Source organism: Methylobacterium sp. Leaf104 (genome assembly GCF_001422885.1).
Taxonomy (GTDB): Bacteria; Pseudomonadota; Alphaproteobacteria; order Rhizobiales; family Beijerinckiaceae; genus Methylobacterium.
The window spans coordinates 304,854-325,814 of sequence record NZ_LMMZ01000023.1 but is presented as its reverse complement, the minus strand read 5'-3'; the positions used below and the strand labels follow the sequence as shown (position 1 = coordinate 325,814).

Genomic DNA, 20,961 nt, shown 5'->3' with positions numbered 1-20,961 from the left:
CCCTTCGCCGGTATCGAGGACGACGTCGAAAGGGACGAGGCGGCGTTGTCGCGTACATCGGAATCGTGGAAATGGTGGGCAATCGGTCGGCCGCCTCGGATCCAACCATCCCCGACTGGCGCCTGACATCAGGGGTGCGAGCGCATCGCGCAGCCCTCGCATCGACGGGCTTCATGCAACGGGAGAAAACCCCTCCAGCCATCGGATACATTCCCCGTCCGGTTGACCTGTGCGGTGTTTCGGATGACGCGGTGGCAGCCACGGCCGTACGGAGTCGTGGAGGGAGCCCAGCGTCGATGTCCTCAACACCCTGGGTCCTCTGTGACACCAGCGCCATTCCGGGCAGTTCCACCCGCCTGAACCTTCTGCGGCAGGGCGACGCCTACTCGATTCAGGTCGGGACGGCGGAGCTGATGACCAATCTGGACCGCCGCTCGGAGCAGGCGTTGGCGACCATCGCCTGCGAACGCCTCACCGGTCGTTCGGCGCCCCGCATCCTGATCGGTGGCTTGGGCATGGGCTTCACGCTTCGGGCCGCCCTCGGCGCCCTCGGCCCAGATGCGAAGGTCGTCGTCGCCGAACTGATCCCGGCCGTGGTGGCCTGGGCGCGTGGCCCCCTCGCCCATCTCTTCGGCGACAGCCTCGACGATCCACGGGTCGAGATCACCGAGACGGATGTCAATCGCGTGATCCAGTCGGGACCCGAGCTGTTCGACGCGATCCTGCTCGATGTGGACAATGGTCCTTCGGGCATGACCCGGCGGGAGAACGACCGCCTCTACGATGCCTGGGGCTTGAGGCGCGCCCATTACGCTCTGCGGAGCGGCGGCATCCTCGCCGTCTGGTCCGGCAAGCCGGACCGACGCTTCAAGGCGCGGCTGCGCCTGCACGGCTTCGCGGTCGACGAGTTCCGCATCCACGCCAATGGCGGCACGGACGGCCCCCGCCACGTTCTCTGGATGGCGACGCGCCCCGCCGCACCGCTACGGTTCGCGTCGCCCGAAAACAGGGCCTGATGCCGTCTGCCGCCCTGGGGGGGCGCGTCAGTAGCTGTAGTTGCGGCGCGCCGGACCCTGGACCTGCCCGTACCCCGCACCGCGTGGCTCGACCCGAGAGCCGTAGTCGATGTCCCGCTGCCGCTTCGCCTGACGATTCGCGAGGTAGCGACCGCCGAGGCATCCCGCGACCGCGCCGACCACACCGCGTTCGGCGAGGTAGTGCCCGGCGATCCCGCCGATGATCGCGCCCTTGATGCAGCCCTTGGCCTCGGCCGCACCGACACTGCCGAAGGTGAGGAGCGCGAGGGCCGACGCTGTCGCAATGATCCGCATGTTCAATCTCCCGGCTGATGCGTCGAGGAAACCGTCCCGCACTCTTCGCGTTCCGACCGGCCTGGGAGGATCCGAGAAATTCTTGGTCCGACCTCTGCCGGAGCCCGCTCGAGCAGGAAGCTGTGTTCTTAATCCACGGCCATCGCCAATTTCTCGATCTGTGTCTCATTCGCAGCAGGCAGGATAAGCGAGGGCGTGTCTAAGGTGAAGAACAGGGTCCACCAGTCATCGCAGCGGGGGCCGGGACAGGATTTCGCGAGATGACTTCCGGTTGCGTGCGTCCGATCCTATGCATCGTCAGTGTCGTCGTGGCACTGTCTTCACAGACGGTCGGTGCCACTGAGACCGACGCTCCAGCCGCTGCCAAAGCTACGGCGCAAGCGTCGACGGAGAGGCGATCCCGCACGGCACGCCAGGGTGCTCCGGCACGGAAGGATCAGACCGGCGGCCAAGGCTCCAAGGCGGGCGAGGCCTCGAAGGACGCAAAGGGAAGCGGTGGCGACGGCGGGCAGTCCAAGGACGTCGACACAGAGCATCTCTTCGGCTTCACCGAAGGCTCGGACGCAGGAGAGAAGGGAGAGCAGGAAGTCGTCGTCGATACGGTCTCACGGTTGGGTAAGCGGCCGTCCGGACCCGGCGGGGGGCGATATCGCGTCCTCGACACCAAGCTTGGCTATCAGTTCGACCCGATCGACCGCCTGAGCATCGAGTTCGGCGCGTTCGGGACGTTTCGTCAGGTCCGCAACATCATCGATCTCGACGACAAGTCCTACGGGACGTTCGATGGGGTCTCCATGGAGGTGAAGTACCAGTTCCTGAAGGGCGACAAGGATCAGCCGCTCGGGCTCGCCCTCGAACTTCGGCCGCGCTTCTCCCGCGTCCTGCCCATCGAGGGACATGGAGCCGACATCTTCGACATGGAGACCGTGCTCCAGCTCGATCTCCAACTCGTGCCGAATAAGCTCTGGTATGGCAGCAATATCAGCTTCGAGCCGGCGGCCGGTCGTCAGCGCGGCCCGGGTGCACCCGGTTACCGCTCATCGACCTTTCTCTGGTCCAACGCCCTGGTCGCTCGCGTCGGAGAAAACACCTATCTCGGGCCGGAAGTTCGTTACCTGCGCGGCTACAACGGCACCTTCCTCAACGAATTGGAGAGCGAGGCGCTGTTCGTCGGCCCCGCCCTGCACCATCGCTTCACCGAGAAGATCTGGCTGACGGTGGCGTATGCCGGACAGGTCTGGGGTCGCGATGCCGACCCGACCCTGGCCGGTCGTGCCCTCGGACTGAACCAATTCGAGCGGCACAATGTCCGGGTCAAGTTCGGCATGGAGTTCTGAGCGATGCCGGCAGGACCGTCACCGGAGGCGCTTCAGTTCGGCAGCTTCATCTGCTTCCTGAGGCTCTTGTCGAAGAGGTGGGCGGGGACGAAGCGCCGAAGCAGGCTGATCTGCCGCGCGACCTTGCCGGCCGTGTAGCGGCGGCGCGGGACGGAGGCCTCGGCCGCGGCGAGTACGGTATCGGCCACGACCTCCGGCGCGTCGGCCGTCGCCATGGACTCCCGCATCGTCCGGTCGGCACCGGACCGGGCCTCGGCGTAGAGGCTCAGCTGAGCATCGGGAGCGAGCAGGTTCTGGTCGAAGGCCGTGCGCGTATAGGCCGGTTCGATCAGGACGACGCGGATGCCATAACTGCGGATTTCATGGTCGAGGGATTCCGAATAGCCTTCCACCGCGTGCTTGCTGGCGGCGTAGAGCGCCATGTAGGGGGCCGGGATCAGGCCTAGCACGGAACTGATGTTGACGATGCGGCCGCTCTTCTGCGCGCGCATCGTCGGAAGCACCGCACGGATGGCCCGGATCACGCCGAACAGGTTCACGTCGAAGAGGTCCTGTGCCTGGGCGATCGAGGATTCCTCGGCGCCGCCGCTGATGCCGAAGCCGGCATTGTTGACGAGAAGGTCGATCCGGCCGGTCTCGTCGAGGACCGTCTTCACCATGCCGGCGACCGACGCCTCATCGGTGATGTCGCAGGTCAGGAGGGTGCCGGCATCGCCCAGGACCGTGCTGCTGCGCCGGCTCGTCCCGAACACGCGATAGCCGGCCTTGTGCAGGGCCCGCACGCTGGCGAGACCGATGCCGGACGAGGCTCCGGTGACGATGGCGGTCTTCCGAATGACGTGGTTGCGAATGGCTTGGCTCATGACGCTCTCCCGACGGGTCCGATCCGCCGGCCCCTCCCCTTTTAGATGACGTAAATAATTTAAAACAGCAAGCCGATGCGGGTGCCGTGGCACACGCGCATCGTTGGTATCACAGCGGCAAAAAGGGCTTTCCGTTTCGCAACGCGGGCGAAGGACGTGTCGACGTCACGAGGGCTTCGTCGAGAACGCGCGCGACGTGACGTGCGGTCAGACCGAGGCCGTCGTGGATCTGGTGGCGGCAGCTCGTGCCGTCGGCCACGACGAGATCGTCGGGGCCGGCCTGCCGCAGGGCCGGGAACAGCGACAGCTCGGCCATGGCCAGGGACACGTCGATGGTTTCGGCGCCGTAGCCGAAGGCGCCGGCCATGCCGCAGCAGCTCGACTCGATCGGGCGGACGTCGAGACCGGGCACCGCGCGCAGGACCGTCTCCACGGCCCCCATGGCGGCGAAGGCCTTCTGGTGGCAATGGCCGTGGAGATGGGCGACCCGGCCGCCCTGGTCGGCGAGCGGCAGGTCGATGCGGCCCGCCTTGAGGTCGGCGGCGAGCAACTCCTCGAACAGGAAGCTCGCGCGCCCGAGCTCGGCGGCCTCGGCGCCCGGGAGGAGCGAGGCGAACTCGTCGCGGAAGGTGAGGAGGCAGGACGGCTCGAGGCCCACGACCCGGGCGCCGGCGCGGATGAAGGGCAGCAGCGCGGTCAGCGTCCGCCGGGCCTCGGCCCGGGCCCGGTCGGTCTGGCCGGAGGCGAGGTAGGTCCGCCCGCAGCAGAGCGGGCGGCGGCCGCGATGCGGGAAGACCCGGTGCAGGCGGTAGCCGGCCGCGACCAGCACCCGCTCGGCGGCCTCCAGGTTCTCGCGCTCGAAGGCCCGGTTGAAGGTGTCGCCGAACAGGACGACGTCGCGGAAGTCGCCGGAGACGTCGGCGGGATGCGCGGGCTCCCCGGATTCGTGCCAGGGCCGGCGCCATTGCGGCAGGGTCCGCCGGGCCGAGAGACCGACCCAGCGCTCGGACAGCCGGGCCAGGGCCGGCAGGCGGTCGCGCAGGTTGAGGAGGGGCGCCAGCCGCGCCGCCGTGCTCGCGTAGAGCGGGAGCGCCGCCACCAGGCGCTCCTTCAGGGGCAGGCCGTGACGGGCGTGGTAATGGTGCAGGAACTCGATCTTCATCTTGGCCATGTCGACGCCGGTGGGGCATTCGCGCCGGCAGGCCTTGCACGAGACGCAGAGATCTAGGGTCCGCTTCATCTCGGGGCCGGTGAAGGCGTCCGGCCCGAGCTGGCCCGAGATCGCCAGCCGCAGGGAATTGGCCCGGCCGCGGGTGAGGTGCTGCTCCTCCCTGGTCACGCGGTAGGAGGGGCACATGGCGCCGCCGGCGAGCTTCCGGCAGGTGCCGTTGCTGTTGCACATCTCGACGGCCGGGCCGAATCCGCCCCAGTCCGACCAGTCGAGGGCGGGCGCAGCGGGCGCCGTCACCGCGTAGCCCGGCGGGAAGCGCATCAGCGCGCGGTCGTCCATGCGCAGGGGCCGGACGATCTTGCCGGGGTTCAGGCGGTTGCCCGGGTCGAACCCGTCCTTCACCGCCTCGAAGGCGCGCGTGAGCCGGGCGCCGAACATCGGCGCGATGTATTCCGAGCGCGAGATGCCGTCGCCGTGCTCGCCCGAATAGGAGCCCTTGAAGCGGCGCACGGCGGCGCTGGCCTCCTCGGCGATGGCCCGCATCTTGGCGACGTCGCCGCCCTGCTTCATGTCGAGGATCGGGCGCACGTGCAGGCAGCCGACCGAGGCGTGGGCGTACCAGGTGCCGCGGGTGCCGTGTCGGGTGAAGACCTCGGTGACGGTGTCGGTGTAGTCGGCGAGATGCTCCAGGGGCACCGCGCAATCCTCGATGAAGGAGACCGGCTTGGCGTCGCCCTTCATCGACATCATGATGTTGAGGCAGGCCTCGCGCACCTCCCAGACCGATTTCTGGCGGACGGGCTCGGGCACCTCCACCACGGCGTTCCGGAAGCCGTGGTCGCTCATGCAGGCGTCGAGGCGCCCGAGATCGGCCAGCAATGCGTCGCGGTCGTCGCCGGCGAATTCCACCAGCAGCAGGCAGTTCGGCGTGCCGCGGGTGATGTCGGCGAGCGTCGTGCGGAACAGCGGGATGTCGGCGCCGAGCACCAGGACGTTGTTGTCGACGAGTTCCACCGCCACCGGGTCGAGGTCGACCAGCGCCTTCGTGGTCTCCATGGCGGAGCGGAAGGACGGGAAGTGGCAGACGCCCATGACCCGGTGGGCGGGCAGCCGCGACAGCTTCAGGGTGACGCCGGTGGTGGCCGCCAGCGTCCCCTCGGAGCCGACGAGGAGATGGGCGAGGTTCGGCCGGGGCTCGATGAGCGCATCGAGGTTGTAGCCGCCGACCCGCCGCTGGACCCGGGGGTAGCGCGCCAGGATCTCGTCGCGCTCCGACTCGGCCAGCGCCCGCATCGCCGCGGCGAGGTGCCCGGCCCGGGCCGGACCCGTCACGCCGCTGACGTCGTTGCCGGTCAGCCCGAAGCCGAAGGGTGTGCCGTCGGGAAACAGCGCGTCCACCGCCAGGACGTTGTCGCTCATCTTGCCGAAGCGGAGCGAGCGGGCGCCGCAGGAATTGTTGCCGGCCATGCCGCCGATGGTGCAGCGGGTGGCGGTGGAGGGCTCGACGGGAAAGAACCAGCCATCCGCCTTCACCCGGGTGTTCAGGCGCTCCAGCACCATGCCGGGCTCGACCGTGATGGTGCCCCGCTCGGGATCGTAGGCGATGATGCCGTTGAAGTGGCGCGAGCAGTCGACCACGAGGCCGTGCCCGATCGGCTGGCCGTTCTGCGAGGTGCCGCCGCCGCGCATGATGACCGGCACGTCGTGCTCGGCCGCGATCTTCAGCGTCGCGGCGATGTCCGCCGCGGAGCGGGGCAGGACGATTCCGGCCGGCATGATCTGGTAGATCGAGGCGTCGGTGGCGTAGCGTCCGCGGGTGAAGGGATCGAAGCGGGCCTCGCCCTGCAGCGCCTCGGCCAGCCTGCGGGCGAGTCCGGCGTTCTGGCGGGCGGACGCGCGGGGCGTGGTCGATGGCTCAGCCGTGGCGGTCATGGGTCATCGTCCTCGCGTGGCGAATGGGCCATCCGGGTCGGAATGCCGGTGTGCGGCGCGCCGGATGGGGTGGCGGCCGGGGCCACCGAAGCTAAGATACCGGTGATATTTTGAATGCAAACGGGCTTGCAAGATGATCGACCTGTTCAGCGACACCCAGACGCGGCCCACGGCGGGGATGCGGGACGCCATGGCGCGGGCCGAGGTGGGTGACGAGCAGTCGGATTCCGACCCGACGACCCTCGCGCTCTGCGCGCGGGTGGCGGACCTGCTCGGCCAGGAGGCGGGCGTCTTCATGCCCTCCGGCACGATGTGCAACCTGGTGGCGATCCTGGTCCAGACCCGGCCCGGCGACGAGATCATCGTCGACGACCAGTCCCACATCTACAACACCGAGGCCGCCGGCTCGGCCGCCATCGGCGGCATCTCCGTGGCGGCCCTGAAGACGCGAGCGGGGGTCTACACGCCGGAGGCCTTCGAGGCCGCGATCCGGCCGCCGGCCCGGACGGCGCCGCGCTCGGCCCTGGTGTCGATCGAGCAGACGACGAGCTTCTCGGGCGGTTCGGTCTGGGCGCTTCCGGACATGCGGCGCATCCGCGACATCGCCCACGGGAAGGGTCTGCGGGCGCATATCGACGGGGCCCGGCTCCTCAACGCGGTGGCGGCCACCGGCATCGCCGCGAAGGACTATGCCCAGGGCTTCGACAGCGCCTGGATCGATCTCAGCAAGGGCCTCGGCTGCCCGGTCGGCGCCGTCCTGTGCGGGAAGCAGGATTTCATCACCGAAGCCTGGCGCTGGAAGTACCGGCTCGGCGGGGCCATGCGCCAGTCCGGCATCCTGGCGGCGGCGGGCCTCTACGCCCTCGATCACCACCTCGATCAGCTCGCCCGCGACAACACCCACGCGGCGCTGCTGCGCGATCGGATCGCGGGCGCGCCCGGCCTCGCCATCGAGGCCGGCGCGGCCCAGTCCAACATCCTGTGCTTCTCGGTGGAGCCCCTGGGGGTGACGGCCGCCGCCTTCGCGAAGGCCTGCCTCGCGCACGACATCCGGGTCCGGGCGATCGGCGCACATCAGATCCGCGCCACGACCCATCTCGAGGTGGACGAGGCCGAGGTGCTCCGGGCGGCCGCGGTGATCCGCGCCGAGGCCGAGCGCCTGTCGGCGAGCGCCGGCTGATCGGTCCGGCGGCCTCCGGAGGCGATTTCCGGCGCCGCCATCAGGCTTCGGCCGCCGCGGACTCCCGCACCGCCGCGGCGCGGCGCTTGTTGCGCAGGTGGCGGAACAGGATGTCGCTGAGCTCCGGGCCGGCGCGCCGGCGCAGGGCGTCGAGGATCTCCTCGTGCTCGCGCATGGCCTCGCCCCAGCGGTCGCGGTCCTCGTCGAGGTTGGCGGCGTAGCGCACCCGGCGCAGGCGGCCCGCGAAATTGGCGTAGGTCGTCGCCAAGGGCTCGTTGTCGGCGGCCTCGACGATCCGGTCGTGGATCGCCTGGTTGCCGGTGAAGTAGCCGTGCAGGTCGCGCCGCAGGTAGGCGGCGTACATCGCGTGGTGCAGGCGTTCGATCTCGGAAAAGGCCGCTTCGGTGATCTTCTCGCAGGCGAGCCGCCCGGCCAGGGCCTCGAGCCCGCCCATCACGTCGAACAGCGCCACCATCTCCTCGGGTCCGAGCTGGCGGACCCGGGCGCCCCGGTTCGGGAGCAGGTCGATCAGCCCCTCGGAGGCCAGCACCTTGAGGGCTTCGCGCAGGGGCGTGCGGGAAATTCCGAAGCGCTCGCAGAGGAGGCGTTCCGGCACCCGGGCACCGGGGGCGAGGTTGCCCTCGACGACGTAGTCGCGCAGCTGCGCCAGCAGGGTCCCGTGCAGGGAAGCCGCGACCGTTCCCGCGATCCGGGGCAGGGACGGAGCCTCCGGGTCGACCGCGGAATCTGGGGCGGAATCGAGCATCATCGTTCCAGAATTATCAGCCGGCGGCGCCGGGGTCGAGGGCGATCGAGCGCAAAATAATGCTTGTGTCACGCAGAAATGAATGCAAATTTTTGGTCGACCAAATCGGATGCGGATCGTATCGACGACAATACGGTGCCGCTCGCGATCATACGCCCCGGCGCTGCTCCCGTCCCGCGACCTAGCGACCGCAATTTGCCGGCCGCGATCTGCCAGCCGCGATCCGCCAGCTTCCTCTGGCGCCCCTGAAAGCCTGCGAGGCCCCCGATGACGACACGGACCGGACGCCACTTCCTGCACATTCCGGGCCCGAGCCCGGTGCCCGAGCGCGTCCTGCGGGCCATGGACATGCCGGTGATCGACCATCGCGGTCCCGACTTCGCCAAGCTGGGGCGGGCGGTGCTGGAAGGCGCGCAGGCCGTGTTCCAGACCCGCGCCCCGGTGATCCTCTATCCGGGTTCGGGGACGGGGGCCTGGGAGGCCGCCATCGTCAACACGCTCTCGGCCGGCGACCGGGTGCTGATGTTCGAGACCGGGCACTTCGCCACCCTGTGGCGCCAGATGGCGGCCCGCTGGGGCATCGAGGTCGAGTTCGTGCCGGGCGACTGGCGCCGGGGCGTCGACCCGGCCAAGGTCGAGGCGATCCTGGCCGAGGACCGCGCGAAGTCGATCAAGGCCGTGATGGTGGTCCACAACGAGACCTCCACCGGCGCCACGAGCCGCATCGCGGAGATCCGCAAGGCCATCGACCGGGCCAACCACCCGGCCCTGTTCCTGGTCGACACCATCTCGGGCCTCGGCTCGGCCGAGTACGCCCACGACGCCTGGGGCGTCGACGTCTCGGTGAGCTGCTCGCAGAAGGGCCTGATGCTGCCTCCGGGCCTCGGCCTCGTCGCCCTCTCCGACAAGGCGCTCGCCGCCACCAAGACCGCGACCCTGCCGCGCTCCTACTGGGACTGGCAGGACATGCTGAAGCCGAATGCGGCCGGCTACTTCCCCTACACCCCGGCCACCAACCTGCTCTACGGCCTGCGCGAGGCCGTCGCCATGCTGCTGGAAGAGGGCCTGCCCCAGGTCTTCGCCCGCCACCAGCGCCTCGCCGCCGCCACCCGCGCCGCCGTCGAGGCCTGGGGCCTCGAAGTGCTGTGCCGGGAGCCGTCCGAGTATTCGCCGGTGCTGACCGCGGTGGTGATGCCCGAGGGCCACGACGCCGACGCCCTGCGCAACTTGATCCTCGAAAAGTACGACCTCTCCCTCGGAACCGGCCTCGCCAAGGTCGCCGGCAAGGTCTTCCGCATCGGCCATCTCGGCGAGACCAACGATCTCACGCTGATGGCCGCCCTGTCCGGCGTCGAGATGGGTCTCAAGGCCGGCGGCGTGCCCCATACGCGCGGCGGCGTGCTGGCGGCGATGGATGCCCTCCGTTCCGGCCTCGACGATTGAGAGACAGGTTCCCCTCCCCCTCGCGGGAGGGGTCAGGGGTGGGGGTGGCGCCGCCAGCCTTCGCCCCCTGAGGGTCACCCAACCACCCCCACCTCCGACCCCTCCCCGCAACGGGGAGGAGAGCCGCGCCGATCACACCACCCGCGTGCCCTTCGCAGAAAGCCCGGCGATCAGATCGGGCGGGGGGATGCGTTCAACCGGAGGAAACCCCGATGACGCCAGCCAGTGGACGCGTTTCCGCGTCAAAACCCGCCAAGAGACGCGTCTCCGCGTCGAACATGGTCCTGTTCCTGCTCTGCCTGATGTACTTCGTCACCTATCTCGACCGGGTGAACATCGCCACGGCAGGCGGCGAGATCATGAAGGATCTCGGCATGTCGAACACCCAGTTCGGCCTGATCCTGTCCGCCTTCGCCTATCCCTACGCCATCTTCCAGGTCATCGGCGGCTCGGTGGGCGACAAGTTCGGCGCCCGGCGCACGCTGCTGGTCTGCGGCCTGATCTGGGCCTCGGCCACGATCCTGACCGGCCTCGTCGGCGGGCTGGTCAGCCTGTTCCTCGCCCGCGTGCTGCTCGGCTTCGGCGAGGGCGCGACCTTCCCGACCGCCACCCGCGCCATGCAGAACTGGACGGCGCCGGGCAAGCGCGGCTTCGCGCAGGGCATCACCCATGCCTTCGCGCGGCTCGGCAACGCGGTGGCGCCCCCGATCGTCGCGGTGCTGATCTACCATGTGGGCTGGCGCCTCGGCTTCGTCGTCCTGGGTGTCGCGAGCTTCGCCTGGGTCGTGGTCTGGTACCTGTATTTCCGCGACGATCCCAAGGACCATCCGGCGATCACCCCGGAGGAACTCGCGGTGCTGCCCGAACCGCGCAAGGTCGGCGCCAAGCAGACCATTCCCTGGAGCCGCCTGACGATGCGGATCCTGCCCGTCACCCTGACCTACTTCTGCTACGGCTGGACCCTGTGGCTGTTCCTCGGCTGGCTGCCGAGCTTCTTCAAGCTCAATTACGGCCTCGACCTGAAGAACTCGGCCCTGTTCGCCTCCGGCGTGTTCTTCGCCGGCGTCGTCGGCGACACCCTGGGCGGCGTCTTCAGCGACCGCATCCTCAAGCGGACCGGCGATCTCAAGCTCGCCCGGCTCAGCGTCATCGTGGTCGGCTTCCTCGGGGCGGCGGCGAGCCTGACGGGGGTGTTCTTCACCAAGGACCTGACCCTGGTGGCGCTGCTCCTGAGCTCGGGCTTCTTCTTCGCCGAGCTCGTCATCGGCCCGATCTGGTCGGTGCCGATGGACATCGCGCCGACCTATTCGGGCACCGCGGCCGGCCTGATGAACACCGGCTCGGCGGTGGCGGCGATCATCTCGCCGATCGTCTTCGGGATGATCGTCGACATGACGGGGAGCTGGACCCTGCCCTTCGTCGGCTCGATCTTCCTCTGCCTGCTGGGCGCCGGCCTCGCCTTCACCATGCATCCCGAGCGCCCCTTCGTGGAGGCGCCCGCGGCCCCGCTGGCGCGGGCCGTCCCGGCGGAGTAGCGGGCCTCCCCGCCCCGCGAGGGGGAGGAGGGCCGCGTCGCGCAACACACAGGATCTGAGCACGATGGACGAAGCCGTGCACGACACCCCCCGCCCCGGGTCCCGCCCCCTGCCCCTCTCCGGCCTGCGCGTCCTCGACGTCACGCAGGTGATGGCGGGGCCGGTCTGCAGCATGCTGCTCGCCGATCTCGGGGCGGACGTGATCAAGATCGAGCCGCCCGGCACCGGCGACCAGACCCGGGGCGCCATGGGGTTCAAGATGAAGGGACCCGACAGCATGGGCTTCCTCAACATGAACCGGAACAAGCGCAGCCTCGCCCTCAACCTGAAGAGCCCGGCCGGGCGCGACCTCCTCCTCGACATAGCGGAGGGGGCCGACATCGTGGTCGAGAACTACCGGCCCGGCGTCATGGCCCGGCTCGGCCTCGGCTACGAGGCCATGCGGGCGCGCAACCGCGGCCTGATCTACGCCAGCATCTCGGGCTTCGGGCAGACCGGCCCCTGGGCCAAGCGCCCCGGCTACGACCTGATGGCCCAGGCCATGTCCGGCGTGATGAGCGTCACCGGCCATCCCGGCGGGCCGCCGGTGAAGGCCGGCGTGCCGGTGGCCGATATCGGGTGCGCCCTGTTCGCGGTCTACGGCATCCTCAGCGCCTATATCGGCCGGCAGGCCGGCGGCGAGGGCCAGTACATCGACGCCTCGCTGTTCGATTCCGCGCTGGCCTTCTCGATCTGGGACGTGTCCGAGTACTGGGGCACCGGCCGGGTTCCGGAGCCCCTCGGCACCGCCAACCGCATGAGCGCGCCCTACCAGGCCGTGCGGGCGGCGGACGGCTACTTCGTCATGGGGGCGACGAACCAGAAGCTCTGGCGCCTGCTCTGCGACGTGCTCGGCCGCGAGGACCTGCTCGCCGACGACCGCTTCCAGGACATCGCCGGACGGCTCGCCCACCGCGAGGCTCTGATCGCCGAGCTGGAGAGAAGCTTTGCCGCCCGGAACGCCGAGGACTGGGTCGCCGACCTGCTGGCCGCCGGCATCCCGGCCGGGCGCATGAACACCTACCCGGAGGCCTTCGAGAGTGCGCATGGCCAGCACCGCGAGATGCGCATCGCGGTGCCCCATCCCATCGAGGGCAGCGTGCCCAACATCGGCTTCCCGGTGAAGCTCTCGGGCACACCCGCCCAGGTGCGCCGCCACGCGCCGCTGCTGGGCGAGCATGCCGACGAGATCCTGGCCGAGCTCGGCCTGTCCGACGAGGCGGTCGAGCGCCTGCGCGCGGCGGGGGCCTTCGCCGCATGAGCGAGAGTCCCGACGCGGGCGCCGTCCGCTACCGGGTCGAGTGCGGCGTCGCGCACCTCACCTTCGACCGCCCGGCCGCCCGCAACGCCCTCACCTTCGCGATGTACGACGCGCTGGCGGAGAGCCTCGCGCGGATCGAGGCCGACCCCTCCGTGCGCGTCGCCGTCCTGCGGGGCGCCGGCGGCAAGGCCTTCGTGGCCGGCACCGACATCGAGCAGTTCGTCGGCTTCACGGGCGCGGACGGCGTCGCCTACGAGGCCCGCATCGAGGGCTACGTCGCCGGGCTGGAGCGCTGCCGCGTGCCGACCGTCGCGGTGATCGAGGGCTTCGCGGTGGGCGGAGGCCTCGCCATCGCCAATGCCTGCGACATCCGGGTGGCGCAGGTCGGCGCGCGGTTCGGCGTGCCGATCGCCCGCACCCTGGGCAACTGCCTCTCGCCGGCCAACCTGCGGCGCCTGACCGCGACCCTGGGTCAGGGCCTCGTCACCCGCATGATGCTGCTGGCCGAGATGCCCGCCGCCGAGACCCTGGCGCCGCTCGGTTACCTCGCCGCCGTGGCGGAACCGGGCGAGCTCGACGCCGCGGTGACGGCGATCTGCGATCGGCTCCTCGGCCACGCCCCCGTGACCATGCGGGTGACGCGGGAGATGCTGCGTCGGCTGGAGCGCGATCCCGGTGCCGAGGCGACCGACCTGATCGCGGAATGCTATGGCAACGGCGATTTCGCCGAGGGCGTCGCGGCCTTCCTGGCCAAGCGCCCCGCCGCCTGGACCGGGTCCTGATCCGGCCCCCCGAAGCACCATGGATTCCGCATGACCCTCTTCGCCCTCGGCCCCCACCGGCCGCAGATCGCCGACGCCGCCCGCCTCTGGATCGCGCCCGGGGCGCACGTGATCGGGCAGGTCCATCTCGGTCTCGACGTCTCGGTCTGGTTCGGGGCGGTCATCCGCGGGGACAACGACACGATCCGGATCGGCGCGCGCACCAACATCCAGGACGGGGCCGTGCTCCACGCCGATCCCGGCTTTCCCCTGGACCTCGGCGAGGACGTCACGGTCGGCCACCGCGCCATCGTGCATGGCTGCACCATCGGGGCCAGAACCCTGGTTGGCATGGGCGCCACCATCCTCAACGGCGCCCGGATCGGGCGCAACTGCCTCGTCGGCGCCAATGCCCTAGTCACGGAGGGCAAGGTGTTTCCCGACAACAGCCTCATCGTCGGCGCCCCCGCCAAGGCCGTGCGCGCCCTCGACGCCGAGGCCGCCGCGCGGCTCGCGCAGACCGCCGGGAACTACGTCGCCAATGGCCGCCGCTTCCGGCAGGACCTGCACGGACTCGACTGAACCCTTCACCGGTCCCCGCGCGGTGGGAATCACGGCCGGCCGCGATTCCCGATCTATTGAGACCTCATCGCGGATCCGGCAGTCGCGGAAAAACGATCCGTCGATACGACAAGTATCCATGACAGTGCGGGTGTATTGACCCGACCCGGATATTGCCTAACCTCCTGTATGACAGGCTCTGTGCCGAACCGGCATACGGGGGACGTGTCGCGACCATGCTCGTCGGGATACCATTCTTGCAGGTCTTCGACCGGATGGGCTACGGCGGGCTCGTCATCTCGACCGGCGGCGACGTGCTCGCCATGAACGACCACGCGCGGCGCATCTTTCAAAATCTCTTCTGCCTCAGCCGCTCGGAGGTCGAGGTCGATGTGTTGAACGGCCTCGGACGCGGGATCGTCAAGCGGCTGCTCGGTCAGGGCCAGCCCCGCGTCCAGCTGGACGGCGAGAGCTGGATCCTGGTCGAACGCGCCGACCAGCGCCCGCTGATCATGAATGCCGTTCCGGTCCCGCCGACAGGCGACGACGGACCGCGTTCGATCCTCCTCCTGATCGACCTCGACGCGACGCCGGCCCTGAATTGCGGGGCACTCAAGCAGATCTTCGGGTTGACGCCGAGCGAGGCGAAGCTCGCCATCCTGATGGCTCAGGGCGCCACCCTGGCGGAAGCGGCCGCGCTCCAGGGTTTGCGCGTCGCCACCGTGCGGGCGCAGCTCCGTTCGATCTTCACCAAGACGCAGACCCATCGGCAGGCCGAACTGGTGATGCTGGTCTCGCGCCTCTCCAGCCTTCCCTGACGGGAAGGCTGCCTTCACGTCCATCGACGACAGCGCTGCAAGTCTTGGTGTTGATCCGTCTTCGGACTGCCATTTCCAGTCATGATACCCGGCCGGTTGCCGAGATCTGGAATACCAGCGCCTACGAGAGCGTGTATTCGAAAATCGATGCTATATATCTTTTTCCGAATATTGTTCGTCTGTAATCAATATGAGGGATGACAAGTTTTCGGATTGATCGATTCTCGAACTGTCGCAAAGACGACGGGAGGAAGCGATGAAACATTCAGTTCCTGTGATCGTATTGGCCGGCCTGTCCCTGGCCGCCACGGCCTTCGTACCCGCCTCGGCCGCCGCGAAACGTCACCGTCCCCCGGCGCAATACACCTCAATGAACGCGGAGCGCACCACACCGACCGTGCCGGTCCAGCCCATCACCGCAGCCCAGGACTTCGGCGGCGACGGCACCGACATCGCGATCCGCCTGCAGGATAGCCATCACGGCGAAGGTCACCTCTGAAGACGCGAGCCGGTCCGAGACGGACCTGCGCCGAATCAAGGATCCGCACCGGATCGGAGTCCCGCCCCGGGCGACAGGGCGCGGGTCCCTTGCGCGCGTGTCCACCCCGCGGGCAGCCTTGCGGGACGGTCCTGCGCGCCACCAAAGCCCCAGCACCACCCCCTCCGGCGGTTTACAGCCGGGCCGGCTTCCGGGAACATGGCATGTGTTCGGTCGCGGCGACCTTCGGGCCGTTGCGGTCGGGCGCCTGGGAGGCGTGGGCGGGGACGCGACTGTGCGCCTCGCCGCGACCTCCGCCCTCGATTCCAGGGAGGCGGCCGCGCGCGGTCGCGGGACAGATGCGCCGCAACCGCCACGCCAAGATCGTCGCCACCGTCGGGCCGGCTTCCTCGACGCCGGAGATGCTGCACCGCCTGTTCCTGGCGGGAGTCGATACCTTCCGCCTCAACTTCAGTCACGGCACCCAGGACGATCACGCCCGGGTCCACGCGGCGATCCGCGCCCTGGAGCGCGAGACCGGCCGTCCGATCGGCATCCTGCAGGATCTGCAGGGTCCCAAGATCCGCGTCGGTACCCTGGCGGGCGGACGCTTCGACGTCGTGCCCGGCGAGACCCTGCGCTTCGTGCTCGACGGCGCCGAGGGCGACCGGGACGCCATCCCCCTGCCCCATCGCGAGATCTTCCTGGCGGTCGCTCCGGGCCAGGACCTGCTCATCGACGACGGGCGCGTGCGCGTGCGCGTCACCGGCCTGACCGGCGACAGCCTGGACGCCGAGGTGATCACCGGCGGCACGATCTCGAACCGCAAGGGCGTGAACCTGCCCGGCACCCTCCTCGACCTCTCGCCCCTCACCGCGAAGGATCGGGCCGACCTCGCCTTCGGGCTCGAGCTCGGGGTGGACTGGGTGGCGCTCTCCTTCGTGCAGAAGCCGGCCGACCTCATCGAGGCGCGCGCCCTGATCGGGGACCGGGCCGGGGTGATGACCAAGGTCGAGAAGCCCCAGGCCCTGGAGCGCATCGACGACATCATCCGCCTCTCCGATGCCGTGATGGTGGCCCGCGGGGACCTCGGGGTCGAGATCCCGCACGAGGACGTGCCGGGGCGCCAGAAGGAACTGATCCGCGCCTGCCGGCTGGCGGCGAAGCCCGTGATCGTGGCCACCCAGATGCTCGACTCGATGGTCTCGGCCCCGACCCCCACCCGAGCGGAGGCCTCGGACGTGGCCACCGCCATCTACGACGGAGCGGACGCGGTGATGCTCTCGGCGGAATCCGCCACGGGGCAGTACCCGGTCGAGACCGTGGCGATGATGGCGCGCATCATCCACCGGACCGAGACGCACAAGCTCTACCGCTCGCTGATCACCGCCACCGAGCCGGGCGAGGAGGAGACGCCGCCCCACGCGGTCGCCAGCGCCACCGCGACCCTGGCCGACGCGGTGGGGGCGGCGGCGATCGTGGCCTATACCCTCAGCGGGACCACCGCGGCCCGGATCGCGCGGCGTCGGCCGCAGGTGCCGATCCTGGCGCTGACGCCGGACCTGGCGACCTCGCGCCGCCTGAGCCTGCTCTGGGGGGCGCACAGCCTGCGCGCCGACGAGGTGGCCTCCTACGAGGCGATGGTGGAGAACGCCCTCGCCCACGCGGTGGAGGAGGGCTTCGCCCTGCCCCATGCCCGCGTGGTGATCGCCGCCGGCATCCCCTTCGCGGTGGCCGGCACCACGAACAACATCCGCGTCGCGCAGGTTCCCCCCGCCTGAGCGCCGCCACGGCCCGGCAGCACCGGCGCCGCGGGGCTCTCTACACCGGGCACAACGTTCGCCCGCCCACAACAACCTTGCCTTGTTCTTGGATTCCCCAGTTGCTCTCAGGAATTCGTGAAGCAGAGCGGCCGGATCATCTCGGTCGGGTGCGGTGACTTAGCGATGCCTTAAGGGCATCGGCCGTAGGCAGGCGGGACGTGCACCGAGGCCGTCCCGTCCCTCGCCCCAGCGGACGGGCGCGCCGCGCCGTCGACGTGCCCGATTCCCTTCCCCCTTTTTCCTTCCCCTGCTTCGTGGACGATCACCGTGACGATGAAAGTTGCCGGCGCCTTCGCTGCCTTGTCCCTCGCCGCGCTCGCGCCGGCCCAGGCCGCCCCTCAGCAGGTCGGCGTCGTCGCCAAGGTCGACCGCCAGGCCGTGGCCTCTCAGGCCGGCCAAGCCCGCGACATGGCTCCGCAGGGACCGGTGTTCTTCAAGGACATGATCCGCACCGGCGCCGAATCCCGCCTCGAGGCGAAGCTCGCGGACGACACGGTCCTGACCCTCGGCGAGAACGGCAAGATCACGGTGGACGAATTCGTCTACAAGCCCGGCGCCCAGGGCGGGAAGCTCGCCCTCTCGGTGGCCCGCGGCGCCTTCCTCTTCGTGGGCGGCAAGATCGAGGGGCCGAGCGGCGGCAACGTCGCGATCAAGACCGCCGTCGGGACCCTCGGCGTGCGCGGGACCACGGTCTGGGGCGGCGCCATCGACGGGGGCTACGGCGTGCTCGTCCTCGACGGCGAGGTGGTGCTGAAGACCAAGCGCGGCAGCGTCCTGATGCGCAAGGGCGAGGGCACCATGGTGTATGGCGGCCGGGCGCCCGAGGCGGCCGCCCCCTGGCCGGAGGACCGCACCAAGCGGGCCGTGGCGACGATCACGATCAGCGACCAGGCCCGCTTCGTTCCGACCCTGAGGCGCTGACGCCCCGCGCAACCGGATGCCGGGCGGTGGGATTTCGCCTGCCGTTCCGGTAGCCTTTCGACCACGTGGGCGCCGGGCGGTGCGGTGATCCCGGTCCGCCCGACCCCCTGGAGATCGTCCTGGTGCAGGCCCTCGACACGCCCGTCCCCCTGTCGACGCTGGCCGCCCTCATGGTCGCGATGGCGGCCAAGCACTACCTCATCGACTTCGTCGCGCAGACCGACTGGATGGCCCGCGGCAAGGAGCGGGTCGACGGCTGGGCCGCGCCGCTCGCCGTCCATGCCGGCACGCATGCCCTCGGCACCCTGGCGATCGCCCTGCTCTATCGGCCGGCCCTGTGGTGGCTCGCCCTCCTCGACTTCGTCGTCCACGGGCTGATCGACCGCGGCAAGACCCTGGTCGCCCAGCGGACGCGCTGGCCCATGACCGACCCGCGCTTCTGGTGGCTGATGGGCTTCGACCAATTCCTGCACCAGGTCACGAACATCGCCCTGGTGGTGCTGCTGATCGTCGGCTGAGCCGGCGGCCGGGCGCTTCGGGCCGCCGGTCAGGCCGCCATGCGGACCGAGCGCTCGCCGGCGCGGATCCGGCGGGCATGCAGCGCCAGGATCGGGTCGTCCGGGTTGGCCTCGTGCAGGCGCAGCAGGGCCTCGGCGGCTCCCGCTTCGCCGGCGACCAGGCGTCCGAAGGCCTCGCGATAGGCGCCCAGGGTGCCGGCGGCCTGCCGCGTCGGCTCGAACACCTCGACGCCCACGGACTTGCCCTTCAGCATCAGGGTCCCGATCGGGCGGAAGCTGACGCCGGAGACCTGGTCGCAGGTGGTGCGTGCGATGCAGATGCGGGTGCCTAGGGCCTTGTTGGCGGATTCGAGCCGCGCGGCCGTGTTGATGGCGTCGCCGTGGGCCGTGTAGTCGAAGCGCCGCGTGCCGCCGAAATTCCCGACCACGGCTCGCCCGGTGTTGATCCCGATGCGCGTCGCGCCGAAGGGCACGCCCCCGGCCCGCTGCCCCTGCCGGAAGGTCTCCGCGAAATCGTCGAGGGCGAGCGCGCAGGCCACGGCCCGCTCGGCATGGTCGGGCTGGTCGAGGGGCGCGTTGAACATCACGTGCACCGCGTCGCCGACGATCTTGTCGACGGTGCCCCCATGGGCCATCGCGATGGAGCACATCCCGTCGAGATAGGCGTTGAGCAGGTTGACCAGGGCCTCGGCGCCGGAGGCCTCGGTCATCGCCGTGAAGCCCTCGAGGTCCGTGAACAGGAACGTCATCTCGCGGCTCTCGCCGCCGAGCTTGAGCCGGCCGGGATCGCTCGCCAGCACCGCCACGAGGTCCGGCGAGAGGTAGTGCGTGAAGGCCGCGCGCAGGCGCTGGGCCGCGCGCTCCGATCCGGCATAGCGGGCGAGACTCCCGCCCGCATGGGCGACGAGGAGGCCGAAGGTTGGCAGGGTCGGGTCGAGGAGCAGGCCGCCTCGGGCGAAGAGCGCCACGGCGGCGAAGGCCGGCACGGGCGCCAGGAAGGCGATGCCGAGCCCGGCGCTGCGCAGGCGGGCGAAGGCGCAGGCCAGGGCCGCGGCGAGGCCGAGCAGCAGCGCCGCCACGACCTCCGCGCCGAGCGCCCAGGCCGGGCGGATCAGCGCCTCTCCGGTGAGCATCTGGTCGAGGCCGATGGCGTGCAGGTTCACGCCCGGCTCGAACGCCGACATCGGCGTCGGGCGCAGGTCCGACAGGCCGAGCGCGCTGGTGCCGACGAAGATCGCCCGGCCCGCGATCGCGTCGCGCAGGCCGGCGCGCGTCGCGGGATCGAGGACCGTCCAGGCGGGGATCGTGGGCGTCGAGCCGGCCGCCGGGAAGCGCAGGGCCAGGGCGCCGGTGGTGTCCACGGCGACGTCGACCGCGCCGACGCGGATCGTGTAGCCGGTCAGGACCGCGCCGTCGCGCTCGGCCCGCACCTTGTAGATGTCTTCGTCCTGCATCACCCGCAGGGCGTCGAGGGCCAGGGACGGGACCAGGCGCCCGCCGACCGACATGAGGAGCTGCAGGCGCCGGTTGATCTCGTCGCTGCCCGCTCCGACGCCGAAGCTGCCGTGGCCCGCCGCCGCCGCATCGAGCACCGGCAGGTTGGAGACGGAGCCGCCGAAACGCGGGACGGTGGCGACGGGATCGCCGTCGATCGTCGCGAAGCCGGCGCTGCGCGTGACGGGAGCGCCCTGCGTCCCCGGGGTGAGCGCGAAGCCGGCCACGACCCGCCCGCGCGCGAAGACCGCCGCCAGGGCGGCGTCGTGATCCGGCAGGGCCGTCGCGGATTCGGCCGCGCGAAAGCCGAATCGCTGCGCCCATTCCGGGACGAGGAGTGCGGGAGAGGTGCGGTCGGGCTCGGCGAAGACCATGTCGAGGGCGACGACGCCGGCCCCGAGATCCTGCAGGGCCGCGACGAGGTCCGCCACCACGTGGCGGGGCCAGGGCCATTGGCCGTACCGTTTCAGACTCGCCTCGTCGATGTCCACGACCCGGACCGGACTGTCCGGGGTGACCCGGGGGCTGAGACGCTGGAAGCTGTCGAAGGTGGCCTGCCGCAGGCGCTCGAACGGCGCCGGGATCGCGCTGCGCAGGCCGAGCAGCGCCAGAACCAGCGCAAGGGCCGCGCCCACCGGGACGCGGCGTCGTGACAGGATCATCGGGGCGTCGGGCTCCGCGCGGGGACGTCTTCGCGCACAGTCTCGCGCCGCGGTGCTGAGATCCCGT

18 protein-coding genes are annotated in these 20,961 nt (G+C 70.2%); 13 read left to right on the top strand and 5 right to left on the bottom strand.

All coding sequences use genetic code 11. From position 1 onward, the window contains the following. The first annotated feature begins 296 nt into the window (after positions 1-296). Positions 297-1,016 carry a spermidine synthase gene (locus ASF49_RS14030; protein WP_056473761.1) on the top strand — a complete coding sequence of 240 codons (720 nt, stop codon included), beginning with the start codon at positions 297-299 and terminating at the stop codon, positions 1,014-1,016. Between the two features lie 27 nt (positions 1,017-1,043). On the opposite strand, the gene ASF49_RS14025 is transcribed toward ASF49_RS14030, so the two are convergent. After that, positions 1,044-1,331, bottom strand: a complete 288-nt coding sequence (locus tag ASF49_RS14025; protein ID WP_056473758.1) for a hypothetical protein — start codon at positions 1,329-1,331, stop codon at positions 1,044-1,046. Positions 1,332-1,591: 260 nt separating this feature from the next. Between ASF49_RS14025 and ASF49_RS14020 the strand changes: the two genes are divergently transcribed. Then, positions 1,592-2,668, top strand: a complete 1,077-nt coding sequence (locus ASF49_RS14020) for a hypothetical protein (RefSeq protein ID WP_243214443.1) — start codon at positions 1,592-1,594, stop codon at positions 2,666-2,668. Positions 2,669-2,700: 32 nt separating this feature from the next. Here the strand turns inward: ASF49_RS14020 and ASF49_RS14015 are convergent, their stop codons facing one another. Together ASF49_RS14015 and ASF49_RS14010 are read right to left on the bottom strand one after the other, a co-directional pair. Beyond that, a complete protein-coding gene (locus ASF49_RS14015; protein WP_056473756.1) occupies positions 2,701-3,531 on the bottom strand; it encodes an oxidoreductase in 831 nt (276 codons plus the stop codon). Between the two features lie 109 nt (positions 3,532-3,640). Further along, positions 3,641-6,634, bottom strand: coding sequence for an FAD-binding and (Fe-S)-binding domain-containing protein (locus ASF49_RS14010; protein WP_056473754.1), 2,994 nt, complete (start codon positions 6,632-6,634; stop codon positions 3,641-3,643). A gap of 133 nt (positions 6,635-6,767) precedes the next feature. Here ASF49_RS14010 and ASF49_RS14005 point away from each other — a divergent pair, with 133 nt between their 5' ends. Next, positions 6,768-7,814 (top strand): threonine aldolase family protein, encoded by a 1,047-nt coding sequence (locus ASF49_RS14005; RefSeq protein WP_056473753.1) that lies wholly within the window; start codon positions 6,768-6,770, stop codon positions 7,812-7,814. A gap of 40 nt (positions 7,815-7,854) precedes the next feature. Here the strand turns inward: ASF49_RS14005 and ASF49_RS14000 are convergent, their stop codons facing one another. Beyond that, entirely contained in the window at positions 7,855-8,583 is a 729-nt protein-coding gene (locus tag ASF49_RS14000; protein WP_056473751.1) for a GntR family transcriptional regulator, read from the bottom strand. A 264-nt stretch (positions 8,584-8,847) separates the two neighbouring features. On the opposite strand from ASF49_RS14000, the gene ASF49_RS13995 reads away from it, so the two are divergent. The 10 genes from ASF49_RS13995 (at position 8,848) to ASF49_RS13950 (ending at position 18,738) form a co-directional block, all read left to right on the top strand. Further along, positions 8,848-10,023: a pyridoxal-phosphate-dependent aminotransferase family protein gene (locus ASF49_RS13995; protein ID WP_056473748.1), complete on the top strand. Its 1,176-nt coding sequence runs from the start codon at positions 8,848-8,850 to the stop codon at positions 10,021-10,023. A 278-nt stretch (positions 10,024-10,301) separates the two neighbouring features. Next, positions 10,302-11,558: an MFS transporter gene (locus tag ASF49_RS13990; protein WP_200930050.1), complete on the top strand. Its 1,257-nt coding sequence runs from the start codon at positions 10,302-10,304 to the stop codon at positions 11,556-11,558. A 64-nt stretch (positions 11,559-11,622) separates the two neighbouring features. Beyond that, positions 11,623-12,858 (top strand): CaiB/BaiF CoA transferase family protein, encoded by a 1,236-nt coding sequence (locus ASF49_RS13985; RefSeq protein ID WP_056473745.1) that lies wholly within the window; start codon positions 11,623-11,625, stop codon positions 12,856-12,858. Then, the gene (locus ASF49_RS13980) at positions 12,855-13,640 is read left to right on the top strand and encodes an enoyl-CoA hydratase (RefSeq protein ID WP_056473742.1); all 786 of its coding nucleotides are present in this window, start codon (positions 12,855-12,857) and stop codon (positions 13,638-13,640) included. The genes ASF49_RS13985 and ASF49_RS13980 overlap by 4 nt, the downstream gene beginning before the upstream one ends. Positions 13,641-13,670: 30 nt before the next feature. Further along, complete coding sequence (locus ASF49_RS13975; protein WP_056473740.1) at positions 13,671-14,201, top strand: gamma carbonic anhydrase family protein; 531 nt, start codon at positions 13,671-13,673, stop codon at positions 14,199-14,201. Between the two features lie 236 nt (positions 14,202-14,437). After that, entirely contained in the window at positions 14,438-14,998 is a 561-nt protein-coding gene (locus tag ASF49_RS13970; protein WP_243214446.1) for a helix-turn-helix transcriptional regulator, read from the top strand. A gap of 256 nt (positions 14,999-15,254) precedes the next feature. Next, complete coding sequence (locus ASF49_RS13965; RefSeq protein ID WP_156653008.1) at positions 15,255-15,497, top strand: hypothetical protein; 243 nt, start codon at positions 15,255-15,257, stop codon at positions 15,495-15,497. Between the two features lie 338 nt (positions 15,498-15,835). After that, positions 15,836-17,257 carry a pyruvate kinase gene (pyk, locus tag ASF49_RS13960; protein ID WP_056473733.1) on the top strand — a complete coding sequence of 474 codons (1,422 nt, stop codon included), beginning with the start codon at positions 15,836-15,838 and terminating at the stop codon, positions 17,255-17,257. A gap of 315 nt (positions 17,258-17,572) precedes the next feature. Further along, positions 17,573-18,220, top strand: a complete 648-nt coding sequence (locus ASF49_RS13955; protein WP_056473731.1) for a FecR family protein — start codon at positions 17,573-17,575, stop codon at positions 18,218-18,220. 122 nt (positions 18,221-18,342) lie between these two features. Continuing rightward, positions 18,343-18,738: a DUF3307 domain-containing protein gene (locus ASF49_RS13950; protein ID WP_056474413.1), complete on the top strand. Its 396-nt coding sequence runs from the start codon at positions 18,343-18,345 to the stop codon at positions 18,736-18,738. A 29-nt stretch (positions 18,739-18,767) separates the two neighbouring features. Here ASF49_RS13950 and ASF49_RS13945 read toward each other — a convergent pair whose 3' ends face one another. Continuing rightward, positions 18,768-20,894 carry a CHASE2 domain-containing protein gene (locus tag ASF49_RS13945; protein WP_056473727.1) on the bottom strand — a complete coding sequence of 709 codons (2,127 nt, stop codon included), beginning with the start codon at positions 20,892-20,894 and terminating at the stop codon, positions 18,768-18,770. Positions 20,895-20,961: the final 67 nt, after the last annotated feature.